Below are 15,846 nucleotides of genomic sequence, written 5' to 3' on the forward strand. Positions count from 1 at the left end.
GCGACCTCCTGATTGAAAGCGGGATCCGCAAAACGCAAGGAGGCAGGGCACGCAAAAAGGCCTAGCTGTCGCTAGACCTTAGGCGTGAAGCCAGCCTAAGGAAGTTCGTCCATTGAACACAAAATGTCCAGACGTCGCCACTGCGCGTGCGGGTCAGGTACAAATTCGTCAATGGACTTACTTCAAGGGCTTCACTCTTTTCCGTGGATGATTTCGTTAATAACTTATCAGCTTTAATTTATCCTGTCAAGCATAGGCCGCTTCAAAAAACGGCGGAACAAGCGGCAAAGCCGCGTCGTCAGCCATCGCTGACGCAGAACAAAAGAATCAGCACGGCCGTCAAATTGCTCGATGGCCGTGCTGATCGGTGGAACGTACATTGATGCGGTTAAGTGGTTAAAGCGCCTGAGCGATCGGTAAATTCCCGTTGGCGATCTTGATGGTCGTGCGGTGTTGATCGGATTCGATTGCTTCAACTAAGACCGTGGCGACGTCTTGGCGCGTGATCTTGTCGTCCCAACTGGGATCAAACTTGATGGCCCCAGTCGGTGCGTCGTTGGTCAGCGTGGTCGGTTGGACGATGACATAATCCAAGGTGGTGTGATGTTGAAGCCATTCGTCGGCATAATACTTCGCAATGTAATAATCGTTCAGGCTGGCTGGCCACTTGGCGCGGTCGCCGGCGTTTAAGGTACTGAGTTGAATGAAACGGGGAATGCCGGCAATCTGGGCGGCTTCCATGGCTTTGACGGCACCATCAAGATCGACTGCCAGGAGCGCCTTGCCGCGAGAACCGGCGGCAAAAATCACCGCGTCACACCCGCGCATTGCCGCGGCCAGGCTGGCAATGCTGCCGGTCAGGTCGCACTTTACAGCGCGCAGTTGCGCGTTGGTTTGTTCTGGCGCTTGGTTGTCCGGATCGCGGTAACCGGCGATAACGTGATAGTCGTTATCAAGCAATGTATCAACAACGTGCTGACCAACTTGGCCGTGAGCACCGATAACAAAAATATTCATTTTAAAACCTCCAGAGTTAGATCATGGTCAAGGGTTGTTTATGAGTCGGACTAGGAAAAGCATCATCGATCAACGCGAGCTCGTCTTGGGTGAATGTGACTGCTAAGGCACCGAGATTGGCTTGCATGTGCGCGATCGAGCTGGCTTTTGGAATCGATAAAAGATCGTGGTGACGCAGCGTCCATGCCAACATGAGTTGATGGCTGGAAATGTTTTTGACGCGTGCGAGGTGGAGTAACGGTCGCGGTAGCCGGATGGTATCGCCTTGTCCAGAATTGAACGGTGAATAGCCGATCAACGTCTGGTCGTGTTGTTGCTGATAAGGGATCAGGTCGTATTCGATGCCACGGGCCTGAAGGTTGTATAACACCTCGTTGGCACAGATCGCCGGACCACCAGGTACCGACTGGGCGGCTTGGAGGTCTTGCACATCGAAATTAGACACCCCGAAGGCCCGAATCAAACCGGCTTGGCGCAAGGCCTCGAGCCCGGCAATCGTTTCGTCAAGCGGGGTGTTGCCGCGCCAATGGTAGAGGTAGAGATCCAGATAATCCGTGCCAAGACGAGCTAACGTCTGCTCTAAGGACTTGCGCATCTGCCGCGCGGTGGCGTGCCACGGGTAGAATTTAGAGATCAGAAAGATTTGGTGGCGGTCATACGGCGCAATGGCTTTACCGACAAGCGTTTCTGAGCGGCCTTCACCATACATCTCGGCGGTGTCGATGACGGTCAACCCGTGATCGAGACCGTAGCGCAGGGTCGCGATTTCTTGGTCACTGAGCGCTTCGTCACCTTCGCCGAGACGCCAAGTGCCCATTCCTAAGATTGGTACGGTGGTGTCTGCAAGTTGGATCGTGGGGAACACCAAATCACCTACTTCCTTATTGTGAGTCTTCCTTCATTGTACCGTAAGCGGTTGCGACTGTTAAGTCAGGGTTTGAGATGACGATTTTGTAAGTTGTGTCGGCGCTTGTGACAGCGTATTCTTACAGTATTTAAGGGTGCAGATCTCAAGGAGGAAGAATGATGCGGTATACGACGCAAGGAAGTGACACGTTTCCAATGATCGTCTTGACGCTTGATCGTGGGGAATCAGTACAGATCGAGTCTGGGGCCATGATCTATCATAACGGGAATGTGGAGCTGGCCGGTAAGATGAACAGTAATGGCAAAAAAGGCTTGGGCGGCCTGTTGAGTGCCGTCGGGCGGTCGATGACCAGTGGCGAGAGCTTTTTCATCACCACCGCGACCGGTACCAATGCCGGTGGTGAACTCGGCATCGCGCCGGCCAACCCAGGCGCGATCCGGGCGCTGACGCTCGATGCGCAACACCAGTGGTGCCTGAACACAGGCGCGTTTTTGGCAGGCGACAGTACGACTGGTTATCAGATGATCGCGCAGCACGTGGGCGGCGCCTTGTTTGGTGGCACCGGCGGCTTTTTCATCATGCAAACCAGCGGTAGTGGGACGATGCTTGTCAGCGCGTATGGCGACATGGTCGCCGTCGATCTGGATGGCAGCCATGATTATGTGGTCGATAACAGTCATGTCGTGGCCTGGGCAGACACGCTGACTTATCATATTGAAGCGGCCAGTGGGGTCTTCGGGTTTACCACCGGGGAAGGGTTGGTCAACCGCTTTTCCGGGCGTGGCCGGGTTTACATCCAGACGCGCAACATCGAGGCGCTGGCAAAATTAATTGTGCCATACGTGCCAAGCAAGCAGTCTTAGACCGAGCAAGGGGGTGCAGATAAATGGCAAGGCTAATTGTTGCGATCGATTACACCCCTTGAGCCAATGGTTTCAAGAGTTGAGACGAAACGCACCTAGCAAAAATTTGAACGCAAAACAGCTTATTTGAGTTATCCATCAATACCAGCCACGATGCAGACGCCGCACCGTGACTTTGGTGCGTCCGGATACCATCATGCGACGTTGATCAAGAATCTGGTCCAACTCAAGAGGCACCACGCATTCTGACTTCGAATGACGTGGTGCCTCTTGAGTTGGAAAATTAAAAGTCTGACCAATCATCGTCGTTTCGACGATCGCCTGACGGTTCATCTTCAAGCGGTGCTTTGGGGATGATCAGCCACAAGATGAAGTAGAGTCCGCCACCACTGGCAAAAAGTATGAAGAGCAAACGGATGATCAAAGGGTCGATGTTGAAATACTCCCCGATACCACCGCAAACCCCGCCTAACCAAGCGTTGTCTCGGGAACGATACAGTTTGCGATACGGCTTATCGGCCATCGTGCCACCACCTTTTTGATTTAATTATAACAGATATCAGCGCGGATACAGTCGGTCGACGATGGCGGCGACGGGTTCGATCTTAGTCAGCTGACTGGCGATCGCGCCTGCCATCAAGGTGCCGTGATCGACATCGCCGGCGATTGCGCGGGACAAACTGCCGTCGAGCAACTGATGCAGTGTCGTAGGATCAACGCCCGCTGTTTCCGCGGTGAAGTAGGCATCGGTCAACGGATTAGCCAAGCAGCGCACGGCGTCGCCCAGCGCGTGGCCGGTGACGACGGTGCTGGTATCTGTTGCCGCAATCACGGCCTGTTTGTACGCAGGCGCGATCGGAGTCTCTTCTGCGACCAAAAAGGCGGTGCCGACCTGAACGCCGACTGCCCCTAAGGCGGTAGCGGCGGCGACCCCTTTGGCATCAGCGATGCCACCGGCGGCAAAAACAGGCAGATCCACGGCGGCGGTCACAGCTTGAACCAGCGTCATCGTGGTTTCGGTGCCGATGTGGCCGCCGGATTCCATGCCTTCTGCCACCAGCGCGTCGACGCCCAGCGTTGCCATTTTGGCGGCGACCTTGACGTTAGGGATCACGGCCACGACCTTGGTGCCAACGGCCTGCAGTTGCGCCGCAAAGCGCTTGGGTGAGCCTGCAGAAGTCGTGACGACAGGGACGGGATGGCCAAACAAGTAGTCGAGAAGCGCGGGGATGTTGTCTTGTTGGAGCATTAAGTTCACGCCAAAAGGAGCGGTGGTTTTAGCGCGGACCGCCGCGATCGCGTCTGCGAGGTCGTCTGCGGTCATGTTCGTGGTGGTCAACACGCCGAGGCCACCGGCGTTGCTGACAGCAGCGACGAGCGGCGGCGTCGAGATCTGTGCCAGCGCGCCTTGGATCAAGGGTAAGCGGGTGCCTAAAATGGTTGTCATGTGGAACACTTCCTTCTTTAAATAGGTTCTGTCTCTAGCATACCCGCTAAGTTGTGGAAACGCCACCACCCGTTTGTTCGGATTAGGTTGTGCACAAAACGTGACACGTGTTTGCCATTTGTAAAAAAAACGCGTAAAATATCTCACGTCGTGTCATGAATGGTGACACTTGTCTATGATTTATGATGAAAGAGAGTATTGATCATGCAGCGTAAATTATCAGCTCGTCACATGCAAATGATCGCCTTGGGTGGCACGATCGGGGTCGGCTTGTTCATGGGGGCCACTTCAACGATCAAGTGGACAGGACCGTCTGTGCTGTTGGCTTATGCCATTGCAGGGCTGTTCTTATATCTGATTATGCGTGCGTTAGGGGAGATGCTTTATGTCGATCCGGCGACAGGTTCTTTTGCCAAATTTGCAACGGAATACATGGATCCGGTGTTCGGTTACCTCACCGCCTGGAGCAATGTCTTTCAATTCGTGGTCGTGGGCATGTCAGAAATGATTGCGATCGGGGAATATTTTCAGTTCTGGTGGCCGCATTTGCCGGGCTGGTTGCCCGGATTGATCGCGATCACCACCTTGGTTTGTGCCAACTTGATCTCGGTGCGGATGTTTGGTGAAATGGAGTTTTGGTTTGCGCTGATCAAGGTGGTTACGATCGTCTTGATGATCATCGCAGGCCTCGGGGTCATCTTGTTCGGGTTTGGTAACGGCGGTCATCCGGTGGGGATCAGCAACCTCTGGACTCACGGGGGATTCTTCACCGGTGGGGTCAAAGGCTTCTTCTTCGCGTTAGCCATTGTCTTGGGCTCGTATCAAGGGGTCGAACTGCTGGGCATCACTGCCGGTGAAGCCGAGAACCCGCGGCCAACCATCGTCAAGGCGGTCAAAGATACCGTCGGCCGGATCTTGATCTTTTACGTTGGCGCCATCTTTGTGATCGTTGCGATCTATCCATGGAACCAGTTGTCTGCTATCGGCAGTCCGTTTGTGCAGACCTTCTCCAAAATCGGGATCACCTTCGCCGCCGCGCTGATCAACTTTGTCGTCATTACCGCTGCGTTGTCTGGCGCCAATTCCGGGATCTACTCGGCCAGCCGGATGCTTTACACGCTGGCCGATGAGCATCAGCTACCGAAAAAATTCAAATTACTTAACCGGCATGGCGTTCCGCTATACCCTGTCTTGTTGATCGGCTTAGGGATCGGGCTTGGCGTGGTCCTCAACGCGCTGTTGCCGATTATCGCGCCTCAAGCCGGCAACTTGTTCGTCATGGTTTACTCCAGTTCTGTGTTGCCTGGGATGGTGCCGTGGGTCGTGATCTTGATTTCCGAGACCCGCTTCCGCAAGATCCACGCCGACCAAATGGTAGACCATCCGTTCAAGATGCCAGGGGCACCATACACCAATTACGCGACGCTAGCCTTTTTGGCCTTGACGCTCGTGTTTATGATACTGAATCCGGAAACCCGGATCAGCCTGGGCATCGGGGTCATCTACTTGGCCTTGATGACGTTTCTTTATTTCAGACGAAAGCACCGTTTGCAACAGGCATAACCCAAAACGCCACCTGACACGCTCGTGTAGCGCTGTCAGATGGCTTTTTTTATCGAGCTTGCGGTTTGATCCCGACGCGCGTGAGACGCTGCGTGATTGCTTGGGCGATCACGGGTTCGTCTTCAAGTGGCGGCAAGAACACGCTGTCTGGCTGGCAGGCGCGCACTTGGGTCTTGACCCGATTAACGAGGCGGCCGTTGGTGAGAAATAACGGCAACACCAACAGTGGCGGGGTCCCTGGCGTCAGCACCGAAGCGATGGGACGTGGTCCGATCAGGCTGGCGTAACGGACGGGTTTGCCAATGGTGACGCCAACGCGCATCGCCAAACTGGCGAGTTGGGTGAGCGGTTCGTCAAAGTGTGGCGTGCCGTGTGTGACGATCAAAGGCGTGCGGTTGGCGTAATGTGATTGGGCCTGAACGAATTGGTCGCTAAGATAAGCGGTGACGGCGGCGGTCGTGCCCAGCGGGTCGAGGATGGTGGTCGAGACAGCGTTGGCGACGCAGGCGGTCAGCCGGCGTGGGATGTCCCACAGCACATGGGTGGCCGCAAACAATAAGACCGGCACCACGATGAGCTTGTCTGCTTGGGAGATCAACGCGGTCGCGCCATCTTCAAGGGTTTGTTGATCGCCTTCTAAAAAGCTGATCGCATAAGGCAGACGATAACGGGTTGCCAGCTCGTGTAACAAGGCGATGTTGCTGGCGGGGATGTGATCGCGGCGACCATGTAAGACAAAAAGTAAGGCCTGGGTCATAGGCTGGCCTGTTTGGTTAGCACGTTGGCAAGTTCAACGATCTCAGCTTCTGCGTCGTCGTCTGGGGCCAGGATATATTTGATCGGCGTGCCCACGATCGTGCCACCGTCGTCTTGCACCCGTTCCACCAAGATATCGACGGCCGCGCAGAAATCATCGTACCCTTCATCCCCTGAGCCGATGACGGCGACGCGCTTTGTGGCGAGATCATAATCTTCGAGATCGTCATAAAAATCGAGGATCCCATCGGGCAGCTCACCGTCGCCGTCGGTGTAGCTGGCCAAGACATAGGCGTCTGCGTCTTGGAAGAAGTCGTCGATGTCGATGCCGTCTTCTGCGTCAAAGGTGGTGACGGTGGCGTCCAAGGCTTCTAAGGCGTCGGTGAGCACGTCGACGCCTTCTTGGGTGTTACCGGTCAGGCTGGTATAGGCGATTTTGATTTTCATTTGAGTACCTCCGAAAGCGTGTCTTGATATTGGTCAAAGCAAGTTTGAAAATGATCGGCGCCGACGCGTTGATAATAGGCGTAAAACGTTTCGCCAGCGGCTTGGTGATCACGATAGTCAGCCAAGATCGCCGCGACCGCGTCTGCCAGCTGGTCAGCGGAAACTTTCCCGCGCAAGGCGGTGTTGAAGTGGCCGCCGTCTAAGAGGCTGCCACCGACAGATAGTTTGTAGCCTTCGACGTGTTCGCCGCTTGGCGTTTTCGCCTTGGCGCCTTCGATCCCAATGTCTGCGATGCTGCGGTGCGCGCAACCGTTGCCGCAACCAGTCAAGGTGATGCTGAGCGGATGGCTGAACGTAAAGCGGGCATCGAGGTTATCGAGCAGGGGCTTGAAGAGCTCTTTGGTGTGTGCGTTGGCGAGGTTGCAATACTCAGCGCCTGTGCAGGTGGTGCCATAATCTAATAGCGTATGCGGGTTGAGGTTGAAGGTCTGGAAGATCGGCAAGGCTTCGATCTCAGGGAGCTTATCGGTAGGGATCCAAGGAATGATCAGGTTTTGTCCGTGGTCGAAGCGTAATTCATCACGCCCGTAGTCTTTGGCGATCTGGACCAGCGCCCGGAATTGGGAAGTACTCAGACGACCTGCGGGAATGGCGACGCCGAGATAGGAGAAGCCGGCTTGTTTTTGGGAATGGACGCCAAGCGCCGTGCCGTTGGACCAGCCTTTGACGATACTCTTGCCGGCGGGTTTGAGGGCGGGTAGTTGGTTGCGTAACTCGGTTTCGAATTTCTCGATGCCCCATTTTTGAATCAAAAACTTCAGGCGGGCTTTGCTGCGGCTGCGGCGGAAGCCGTTGTCGCGGTAAAGCTTGATCACGGATTCTGCCAGATCAGGGACTTCTTCTGGCAAGACGAAGGCGTTCAGGCTCACGCCGAGGTATGGCACCAGGCCTAAGCCACCGCCGACTTTGACATTGAACCCTTGCGTCTCTTGGCCTGCGATCGTTTTGACCGCGGGGATGAGGGCCAAGTCGTTGATCTCTGCGTTGCCGGCGTTGTAGACGTTGCTGTTGATCGAGATCTTGAATTTACGCGGAAGGTTAGAATAGTCACGGTTGCCTTGAAGCCGCTTGTAGACTTGCAAGACCGTGTCGCGGGTGTCGAACAGTTCGTCAGGGTCGATCCCGGATAAGGGGTTATCGACGATGTTACGGGTGATGTCGCCTTCTGCACCGAGGGTGGTCAGGCCGACCGCGTTGATGCCGGCAAAGATCTCGGGCAATTTGGCGAACGGGATCCAGTGATACTGGACGGCCTGGCGGGTCGTGAGGTCGATGGTGTCGTGGCCGTATGTTTCAGCGATCCAGGCCAGATGGTCGGCTTGGGTCAAGTTGATCCGGCCGCCGGGGATCTTGACCCGCATCATGAACAGGCCTTCTGTTTGCGGCTTTTGAACGGTCAAGCCGGCGAATTTGAAATACATGTAGTAACTTTTATCGATTTCTGAAAAAGGATGGGTGACCAGCTCTGGCAGATCTTTGAAAACGTCGAGGCCATCCTCGTGGAGTTTTGCGACTTCATTTGCGTTGAGCTTACTGTCAGCCCAAGTCACTTGATAACTCATGTGGTTTCCTCCTATAAATTGCCAATAACGATGTGATGATACGCGTTAAAATCGACCCATTGGGCATAAAAGTCAGTCTTTGTTTTGTCGTTCAGGCCTTCTTGCACCGCCAAGTAGTTTGCAAACTCGTGGTCGCTGTGAACGTTCAGCCGCGCCCCGATCCGATTGACGAGCGGATATTGCCAATCGATCGGATCGGTCAAGTCGTGATCGCCGACAAAGTGGCCGTGGCGCACCTTGAGCAGGCGGTTGAGCGTCGGTAAGACGACGTTAAAATCTTGCGGGTACGTGTAGCCGCGATCGGTCAGCGGCAGGTCGTCTGTCGGCTTGAAGGTGCCGGCAAATTCGTGGGTCTCAATATGATCGAGTTGCAGGGCATAAGTATCAAACAAGTTGAGTTGATAAGTTTGCGTCGGAGTCTGGAATTGCAACCCGTTGGCGTCGGTGACGTCTTTGGCGATCGTGGTGATCGTGCCCCCGCCGGCGACGTCATAGCCGTCGACCAAGACGAAGCGGCCGGTGGCTTGGTGTTTGCTGAAGAGGTCATAAACGATGGGGTTGCTGGCCTGAAGCACCACCTCGGCGACGTCGTTGAGGTGGACTTCGTCTGTGGTGGCACGTGCCGAAAGGTCTGACGCGTCGGTGATCTTGGGGATCTCGATGACGCGCACTTGCACCTCTTGGGTAGCTAGCTTGAGCTTGTAAGTCTGTCCGACCTTCAAAGGCGTCTCGCCCATCCAAAAGAGGTTGACCTGGAGTCTGGAACCGACCAGTGGGGATTCGCGCTTGAGATCGTTTGTCTTGGTGATGATCTCACCGCGTTGGTTGAAAAACTCGTCTTGAACGATCAACCCGACGGATTCGCCGGCGCTGGCTTGGGTCTTGGCATCGGCTTTGCGCCAGTGCGCTAGGTCTAAGACCTTGGTCGTGCGGCCGCTTGGGAAGATCGTGATCTCGTCGCCGACTGCAATCGATCCGGCTTCGATGCGTCCGGCGATGATCCGGCGGTCGTCAAACTTAAAGACGTCTTGGATGGGCAACCGTAACGGCTTGTCCAACGGCTGATCGGCTTCGGGAACCGCGTCAAGGGTGTCGATGAAGCTTTGTCCCTGATACCACGGCATCTTGGTCGAAGGTTTCACGAGGTTTTCACCATAATAAGCAGAGATCGGAATAAAGCCGTCTGCTTGCACATCGAGGGTCTTGAGAAAAGCGGTGATCTGCTGGCAGACTTCTTGATAGCGTGCTTGGGCGTAGTCGACCAGGTCCATCTTGTTGACGACAACGTAAAGCTTCTTGATTCCTAGCAACCGCAAGATATAGGCGTGGCGCTTGGTTTGGTCTTCGACGCCGTGTTTGGCGTCGATGATCAAAAAGGCGGCTTCGGCGTTAGAGGCGCCAGAGATCATGTTTTTCAAGAACTCTTTGTGGCCTGGGGCGTCGATGATCACGTAATCGCGGCGTTGGCTCGAAAATTGCAGGCGGGTCGTGTCGATGGTGATGCCTTGTTTTTGCTCTTCTTCAAAAGCATCCAATAAGTAGGCATATTCGAAGGGCTTGCCGGTTTCTTTGGCGATCGCTTTGACGCGATCGACGGCGCCTTGCGGCAGGGAGTGGGTATCATACAATAAGCGGCCGATGACCGTTGATTTGCCGTGGTCGACGTGGCCGACCATGACGATGTTGAGTGCATTTTCTTTCATTGGCGTGTTCCTCGAGATTGATTGTGAGCTTACATGTAACCGGCTTGGCGAAGCTTTTGCATCGCATAGGCGTCTTCTTGGTCTTGCGCGCGGCCTGAGCGTTCGTTCATCTTTGTGACTTTGAGCTCTTCGATGATCTCGGTGACGTTTTTGGCGTCGGACTTGAAGGTGCCGGTGCACGGGGCACAGCCTAAGCTGCGGTAGCGCCGGCCATTTTTGGCGAAGTACAAATCGATGACCGGAATGTTTTCGCGGCGGATGTATTCCCAGATGTCGAGCTCTGTCCAATGGAGCAAGGGATGGACGCGGATCTGGTTGCCTTTGGGAAAGTCGGTCTTGAATTCATCCCAGAGTTCAGGCGGCTGATTGGTGTAATCCCATTTATGGTTTTTGTCGCGTTCTGAGAAGATCCGTTCCTTGGAGCGCGAGGCTTCTTCGTCTTGACGCGCGCCCACGATCAACCCGTCAAAGCCATATTGTTCACTGACCTGGTTGAGGGCGGTCGTCTTCAGCGCGCCACAGCACAAAAGGCGTCCGAGTTTAGGATTCATGCCTTTGTCGAGGGCCTCCTGATTGGTGTAGGCGATCAGATCGATATTGTAATCTGCGGCCATCTTGTCGCGATAGGCGATGACTTCTGGCATCTCAAAACTGGTGTCGATGTGAATGAACGGGAATGGGGCGTGGCCGTAGAAGGCTTTTTGAACGAGCCACAGCAAGACGGTGGAATCTTTGCCGAGTGACCATAGCATCCCGAGTTTGCCTAAATTTTTGTATGCTTCGCGTAAGATGAAGATACTCTCTGCTTCTAGTTCGTCTAAATGATCCATGAGTATCCTTTCTGAGGGTTGACCTCGATCCTGATTTTCAATACTTATTCGCTTGGTTGCGGGCGATGATGATCTTTTGCACCGGGCAGCCGTCTTGGCAAGCCGTCCAATCGATTTCATTGGCGGAAAGCTTTGCCGAAAGGGTCATCCCCTTGCCGCCGATATCGTCGCCGAGATAAAACTCGATCGCCTGGCGGGGGCAGGCTTTGACGCAAGACATGCAACCCCAACACTCATCGGGGTAAGCCATCTCGGCCTTGCGAGCTTTCCCAGTTCCGACCATCTTGATCAGGCCGCCGGGGCAGATCTCTGCACAGCGGCCGCAACCGTCACACTTGTCTTTATTGATTCGAATGCTCATAACGTTGCCTCCGTGGGACCAGTGGGCGATGAATGATCTTGAACGCACCATTTTTGTAGACTGAATTGACATAGCCGGTCAGTTGCGGATCCACGTCGGGATAATCGCGATTTTCCGCAAAAGCGTGCCAGCGGGTTTCTTTGCGGGCGGCGAGGTGGGCGATGACACAACGCGCGACCAGCAACCGGTCTTTGACCGAGTAATACGCCATCAGGTCGTGCATATCGCTGGCCCCGACCGTGGCGAGCTGGGCTTGCAAAGCAACTAGGCGGTCGTCGGCTTGAGCCAGGCTTGCGGTCGTGTAGCCGTATGCCTGGCTGATCCCGCCGGCGTCTTCGTCCATGACTTGTTGCATCGCGGCTTCGATCGTGGCGATCGTGGTGGTGGTTGCCGGGCGGGCCAACACGCGCTGGGCGCGGGCGATGGCGGCTTCTGCTTCTTTGGCGATGACACCGGGGACAGGCTGTTGCGCCGCTAGCTGTTTGACGGCCGCGGTGGCCGCGATCTCGCCTTCAGCCAAAGCCCCGGTGACATATTTTTGCGGGGCGCCGCCGGCAACGTCGCCTGCGGCAAAAAGTCCATGGATCGTGGTTTGACGATCGGTGTCGACCCAATAGCCTGACGCGGCGTGGCCGCCGACGATGTAAGGTTCTGTGCCTTCGATCTCGACGTTGTGCGCCGCGGGGCCGCCGTTTTCTAACCACCGCAGCGTCTGACCAGGCGCCATGTTCAAGTAGGCGTGATAAAGATCATTTTCTTGCGTGGCGGTGATACCTTCTGTCTTCAGGTAACACGGGCCGCGTCCGGCTTGCTGTTCACGGACGGTTCCCCAGACGCGTTCCGAGGTTTTCAGGCCGTAGCGCTGTTCGTAATTTTCGCCTAAGGCATTGACCTGTTTGGCGCCGACGCCTTGGGCTAGGGTCCCGATCGGGGCGATCGTGTCTTTGCAACGCAAGGCGATGAAGCGCATTTCAAACGTCGTCATCTCAGCACCGTGGCGGATGCCCATGGCGTAGCCTGCGCCGGTGTTGAACGGGGAGTACCACATCTTATGCTTGGAAAAGCCTGGGTTGTTAGGTTTATACAGCCCGCTGGCGCCGCCTGTCGTGATGATGACGGCTTTGGCGCGGAAAACAAAGACCTTGGACTCGCGGGTGCTGAAGCCGACCGCGCCATGCACGCGGTTGTCTGCAACGAGCAGATCGGTGATGTTGAGGTGATTGAGCACATGGACGTGCCGCTGGCGGCGGGCCGCCCGGGCTAGGAGGGGCTTGATGTTTTCGCCGTTGATCTTGATGTTGCGCGGCCCGCGAGTGACGTAATCGCCCTTTTCGTCTTTTAAGATGACTAGGCCCATTTTTTCGAGGTCGGCGGTGACTGCGTTCAGCCGTTCAGACAATGTCAACAGGAGGTCTTCGCGGACGATCCCGTTGGCGTCGTTGGTGGCATAATCGACGTAATAATCGGGGGTGTGGCCTGGGGTGATATAGGCGTTCAAGGCGTTCACCCCTGCGGCCAAACAGCCACTGCGGCGGATGTCGGCCTTTTCTGCGATCACGATCTTACAGTCTGGGTTTTGGCGGGCGGCGGTGAGGGCGGCATAACACCCGGCAGTACCGCCGCCGATGATGAGAAGATCACAGTTGACTACTTGTTGTTCCATGCGGCACCTCCGAGTCGTTGCGAATAGGCGGGGTTGGTAAAAACCTGGCTGCCGGCATCGGTGAAGCCGATCAGCCGTTCGATCGAGACGAACACCTGCTGGCCGGCCAACAGCGGCTGGTCTAGCGTGGCATGGATTGCCGTGAGCGCTTGGCCGTGTAGGCGGAGCTCCACGGCGATGTTGGCGCCTTGGAAGGTGGTGTTGACAACAGTCGCCGGCTCGAACACGCCGGGGATCTGGCTGATCGCGTTTTTGGCAAACACGTGGACATATTCTGGGCGAATAAACACGGTGTGTAGCGCCTGGGGGAGCTGAAAGGCCGCTAAATTGGGATCGGTTAAGCAGCTGGTGTGGCCGATAAAACGTGCCACGAATTGATTTTGTGGGTGATGATAGATCGCCGCCGGGGTGCCGACTTGTTGGATGCGCCCGTCATGCAAGACGACGATGTCATCGGCGCAAGCCACCGCTTCTTCTTGATCGTGGGTGACGAAGATACTGGTGATGTTGAGCCGGTGGACGAGCTGCCGGAGCCACGAACGCAGCTCTTGGCGGATCTGTTGATCGAGCGCGGCAAAAGGCTCATCTAATAACAAGACCTTAGGATGAGGTGCGATGGCCCGGGCAAACGCAACGCGCTGTTTTTGACCGCCGGACAGCTGGCTTGGATAATGGCTGGCAAATGCGGTGAGGGCCGTTAACTGCAACAGTTCATCGACGCGCGCGGTGATCTCGGTTGCTGGGACGTGCTGCGAATGTAGCCCGAAGGCGATATTTTGGGCGACCGTCAGATGTTCAAAAAGCGCGTAGTTCTGAAAAACAAAGCCGATGTCGCGTTGTGAAGCAGGCACGCGGTCGAGCGGGCGGTTGGCCAAGGCCAAGTTGCCGCTGTCTTGTTGTTCGAGACCGGCGAGTATCCGTAGCAGTGTGGTTTTGCCGCTGCCGCTGGGGCCCAGCAATGCGGTGAGCTTGCCTTCTCTGACCCCGAAGTTGATGTCTTGGAGAACAGGGCGGCCGTTATAGGCTTTGGTGATGTGATTGATCTGGATGAACATTGGCGGTACTCCTTTCTAATAAATGGTGTTCTAGCGCGAGAATGACGATGGTGGTGGCCAAGAGGATCGTGGCGACAGCAAAGGCATCGCTAAATTTGAACTCGTCATAGAGCGTTTGGATCAAGAGCGGTAAAGTGAGCGTTTGGTTGGGGATGCTGCCGGAAACCACGGCGACTGCTCCGAATTCTCCGAGGGCACGGGAAGCGGCAAGGACGATGCCTTGTGCTAGAGGAACACGGATCGCAGGCAAGGTGATCTGTTGCAAAATGCGGCGCCAGCTCGCTCCCATGAACGCGGCGGCCTGTTCGGCCTCGCGACCGCGGGCCGCCATGACCGGTGCGATCGTGCGTGCGACCAACGGAAAGGTGACAAAAATCGTCGCCAAGACGATGGCGGGACGCGCGTAAATGATCTGGAAGTGGAGATGAGCGAGTAACGGTGCCGCCCAACCGGTGCGTGAAAAGGTCAAGATGAAAATCAAGCCGGCGATGACCGGTGAAACGGCGACCGGCAAGTCGATGATGGCGTTCAGAATTTTTTTGCCGGGAAAATCGTAAAAGGTCGTCACCCAAGCGGCGGCGATGCCCAAGATCAGATCGACCATCACGGTGATGACGGTGGCGATAACGGTCAGATTCAAGGCGTTCAGCGTGATCAGCGCCCCAAGCGCGGTGAGATAGTGCGTGAGTCCGTCGCTCAAGGCTTGATCGATGATCAAGCCGATCGGTAAACCGATCAGGCCGAGTGAAATGATCCAGGCTAACGCAATCAAAGGGTAGCGGATGTGTTTGGCGTTGAACATGAGCGGCGCCCCCTTTCGAGATGATTGCTGAGCGAATGGCTGAAAAGGTTGAACAACAGCGCAAACGCAAGCATCGACACGGCGATTACAGTGGCGCCGGTATACGAGTGGGCTTCGAGTTTGAACATGATCATCAACGGGGCGATTTCGGTGTGGTAAGGCTGATTGCCGGCGATGAAGATGACGCTGCCGTATTCGCCAAGCGCTCGAGCAAAGACGAGCGAAAAGCCGGTCCATAATGCGGGAAGCACTTCGGGTAAGATGATCTGGCGGAATGTGCGCCAAGGGCTGGCGCCTAAGGTAATCGCGGCTTCTTGAACGTTGTGATCGAGTTGAGCCAACACCGGCTGGACCGAGCGAACGACGAAGGGCAAGGTGACAAACACCATGGCGATCACGATGCCGGTGAAGGTGTAGGCGATCTTCATCGGGGCTAAGAGCTGGCCGATCCAGCCTTTGGTGGAGTACAAGTAGGCCAAGGCGATCCCGGCGACCGAGGTGGGCAAAGCAAACGGCAGATCGAGCAACAATTCGATGATGCCGCGCCCAGGGAAGCGGTACATGGCAAGCACCCACGCGAGAAGAAAACCGATCACGGTGTTGATGATCGCGGCCAACAAGGCGCCTTTGAGGCTGACCCAGTAGCTGGCCAAGACGCGCGGCTCCAGAGCCTGTGAGCTGAAGCCGTGCCAACCGGCCTGGATGCTTTGAACGACCAGAGACGCTAAGGGGATGGCGACCAACATGACCGTTAAGCCAATCGTGCAACAAAGGGCCAGGGTGAATCCTGGGATCAATTGGTTGCGTTGTTTCATAGGTTGGCCTTCCTTTCTATAGGTTGTCAGTTGC

Annotated in this window: 16 protein-coding genes; 2 read left to right on the forward strand and 14 right to left on the reverse strand. The window is 55.7% G+C overall.

Going from position 1 to position 15,846, the window contains the following annotated elements; all coding sequences use genetic code 11:
- Positions 1 to 396 precede the first annotated feature (396 nt).
- Positions 397 to 1,017 (reverse strand): SDR family oxidoreductase, encoded by a 621-nt coding sequence (locus tag ACYVRB_RS06150; protein WP_461214221.1) that lies wholly within the window; start codon positions 1,015 to 1,017, stop codon positions 397 to 399.
- A 16-nt stretch (positions 1,018 to 1,033) separates the two neighbouring features.
- A complete protein-coding gene (locus tag ACYVRB_RS06155; RefSeq protein WP_461214267.1) occupies positions 1,034 to 1,834 on the reverse strand; it encodes an aldo/keto reductase in 801 nt (266 codons plus the stop codon).
- 209 nt (positions 1,835 to 2,043) lie between these two features.
- Between ACYVRB_RS06155 and ACYVRB_RS06160 the strand changes: the two genes are divergently transcribed.
- On the forward strand, positions 2,044 to 2,748 hold the full coding sequence (locus ACYVRB_RS06160) for a TIGR00266 family protein (protein ID WP_461214268.1): 705 nt from the start codon (positions 2,044 to 2,046) through the stop codon (positions 2,746 to 2,748).
- 283 nt (positions 2,749 to 3,031) lie between these two features.
- Here ACYVRB_RS06160 and ACYVRB_RS06165 read toward each other — a convergent pair whose 3' ends face one another.
- Together ACYVRB_RS06165 and ACYVRB_RS06170 are read right to left on the reverse strand one after the other, a co-directional pair.
- The gene (locus ACYVRB_RS06165) at positions 3,032 to 3,271 is read right to left on the reverse strand and encodes a PspC domain-containing protein (protein WP_461214222.1); all 240 of its coding nucleotides are present in this window, start codon (positions 3,269 to 3,271) and stop codon (positions 3,032 to 3,034) included.
- 36 nt (positions 3,272 to 3,307) lie between these two features.
- A complete protein-coding gene (locus ACYVRB_RS06170) occupies positions 3,308 to 4,195 on the reverse strand; it encodes an NAD(P)H-dependent flavin oxidoreductase (protein WP_461214223.1) in 888 nt (295 codons plus the stop codon).
- Positions 4,196 to 4,399: 204 nt separating this feature from the next.
- Between ACYVRB_RS06170 and ACYVRB_RS06175 the strand changes: the two genes are divergently transcribed.
- A complete protein-coding gene (locus tag ACYVRB_RS06175) occupies positions 4,400 to 5,758 on the forward strand; it encodes an amino acid permease (RefSeq protein ID WP_461214224.1) in 1,359 nt (452 codons plus the stop codon).
- 49 nt (positions 5,759 to 5,807) lie between these two features.
- Here ACYVRB_RS06175 and ACYVRB_RS06180 read toward each other — a convergent pair whose 3' ends face one another.
- From ACYVRB_RS06180 to cysT, 10 genes are read right to left on the reverse strand one after another with little or no spacing between them, the layout of a single operon-like run.
- Positions 5,808 to 6,515 carry a sirohydrochlorin chelatase gene (locus ACYVRB_RS06180; RefSeq protein WP_461214225.1) on the reverse strand — a complete coding sequence of 236 codons (708 nt, stop codon included), beginning with the start codon at positions 6,513 to 6,515 and terminating at the stop codon, positions 5,808 to 5,810.
- Positions 6,512 to 6,961 carry a flavodoxin domain-containing protein gene (locus ACYVRB_RS06185; RefSeq protein WP_461214226.1) on the reverse strand — a complete coding sequence of 150 codons (450 nt, stop codon included), beginning with the start codon at positions 6,959 to 6,961 and terminating at the stop codon, positions 6,512 to 6,514. Before ACYVRB_RS06185 ends, ACYVRB_RS06180 begins: the two co-directional genes overlap by 4 nt.
- The gene (locus ACYVRB_RS06190; RefSeq protein WP_461214227.1) at positions 6,958 to 8,583 is read right to left on the reverse strand and encodes a nitrite/sulfite reductase; all 1,626 of its coding nucleotides are present in this window, start codon (positions 8,581 to 8,583) and stop codon (positions 6,958 to 6,960) included. The genes ACYVRB_RS06185 and ACYVRB_RS06190 overlap by 4 nt, the downstream gene beginning before the upstream one ends.
- 11 nt (positions 8,584 to 8,594) lie before the next feature.
- Positions 8,595 to 10,286, reverse strand: coding sequence for a sulfate adenylyltransferase subunit 1 (locus ACYVRB_RS06195; protein ID WP_461214228.1), 1,692 nt, complete (start codon positions 10,284 to 10,286; stop codon positions 8,595 to 8,597).
- 29 nt (positions 10,287 to 10,315) lie between these two features.
- Positions 10,316 to 11,116, reverse strand: coding sequence for a sulfate adenylyltransferase subunit CysD (cysD, locus tag ACYVRB_RS06200; RefSeq protein WP_461214229.1), 801 nt, complete (start codon positions 11,114 to 11,116; stop codon positions 10,316 to 10,318).
- A 37-nt stretch (positions 11,117 to 11,153) separates the two neighbouring features.
- On the reverse strand, positions 11,154 to 11,477 hold the full coding sequence (locus ACYVRB_RS06205; protein WP_461214230.1) for a 4Fe-4S dicluster domain-containing protein: 324 nt from the start codon (positions 11,475 to 11,477) through the stop codon (positions 11,154 to 11,156).
- Positions 11,458 to 13,140, reverse strand: coding sequence for an adenylyl-sulfate reductase subunit alpha (locus ACYVRB_RS06210; RefSeq protein WP_461214231.1), 1,683 nt, complete (start codon positions 13,138 to 13,140; stop codon positions 11,458 to 11,460). Before ACYVRB_RS06210 ends, ACYVRB_RS06205 begins: the two co-directional genes overlap by 20 nt.
- On the reverse strand, positions 13,125 to 14,195 hold the full coding sequence (locus ACYVRB_RS06215; RefSeq protein ID WP_461214232.1) for an ABC transporter ATP-binding protein: 1,071 nt from the start codon (positions 14,193 to 14,195) through the stop codon (positions 13,125 to 13,127). Before ACYVRB_RS06215 ends, ACYVRB_RS06210 begins: the two co-directional genes overlap by 16 nt.
- A complete protein-coding gene (locus tag ACYVRB_RS06220) occupies positions 14,158 to 14,997 on the reverse strand; it encodes a sulfate ABC transporter permease subunit (protein ID WP_461214233.1) in 840 nt (279 codons plus the stop codon). The genes ACYVRB_RS06215 and ACYVRB_RS06220 overlap by 38 nt, the downstream gene beginning before the upstream one ends.
- Complete coding sequence (cysT, locus tag ACYVRB_RS06225; RefSeq protein ID WP_461214234.1) at positions 14,964 to 15,812, reverse strand: sulfate ABC transporter permease subunit CysT; 849 nt, start codon at positions 15,810 to 15,812, stop codon at positions 14,964 to 14,966. Before cysT ends, ACYVRB_RS06220 begins: the two co-directional genes overlap by 34 nt.
- Between the last annotated feature and the right edge of the window lie 34 nt (positions 15,813 to 15,846).

The organism is Lacticaseibacillus boliensis (assembly GCF_054784775.1).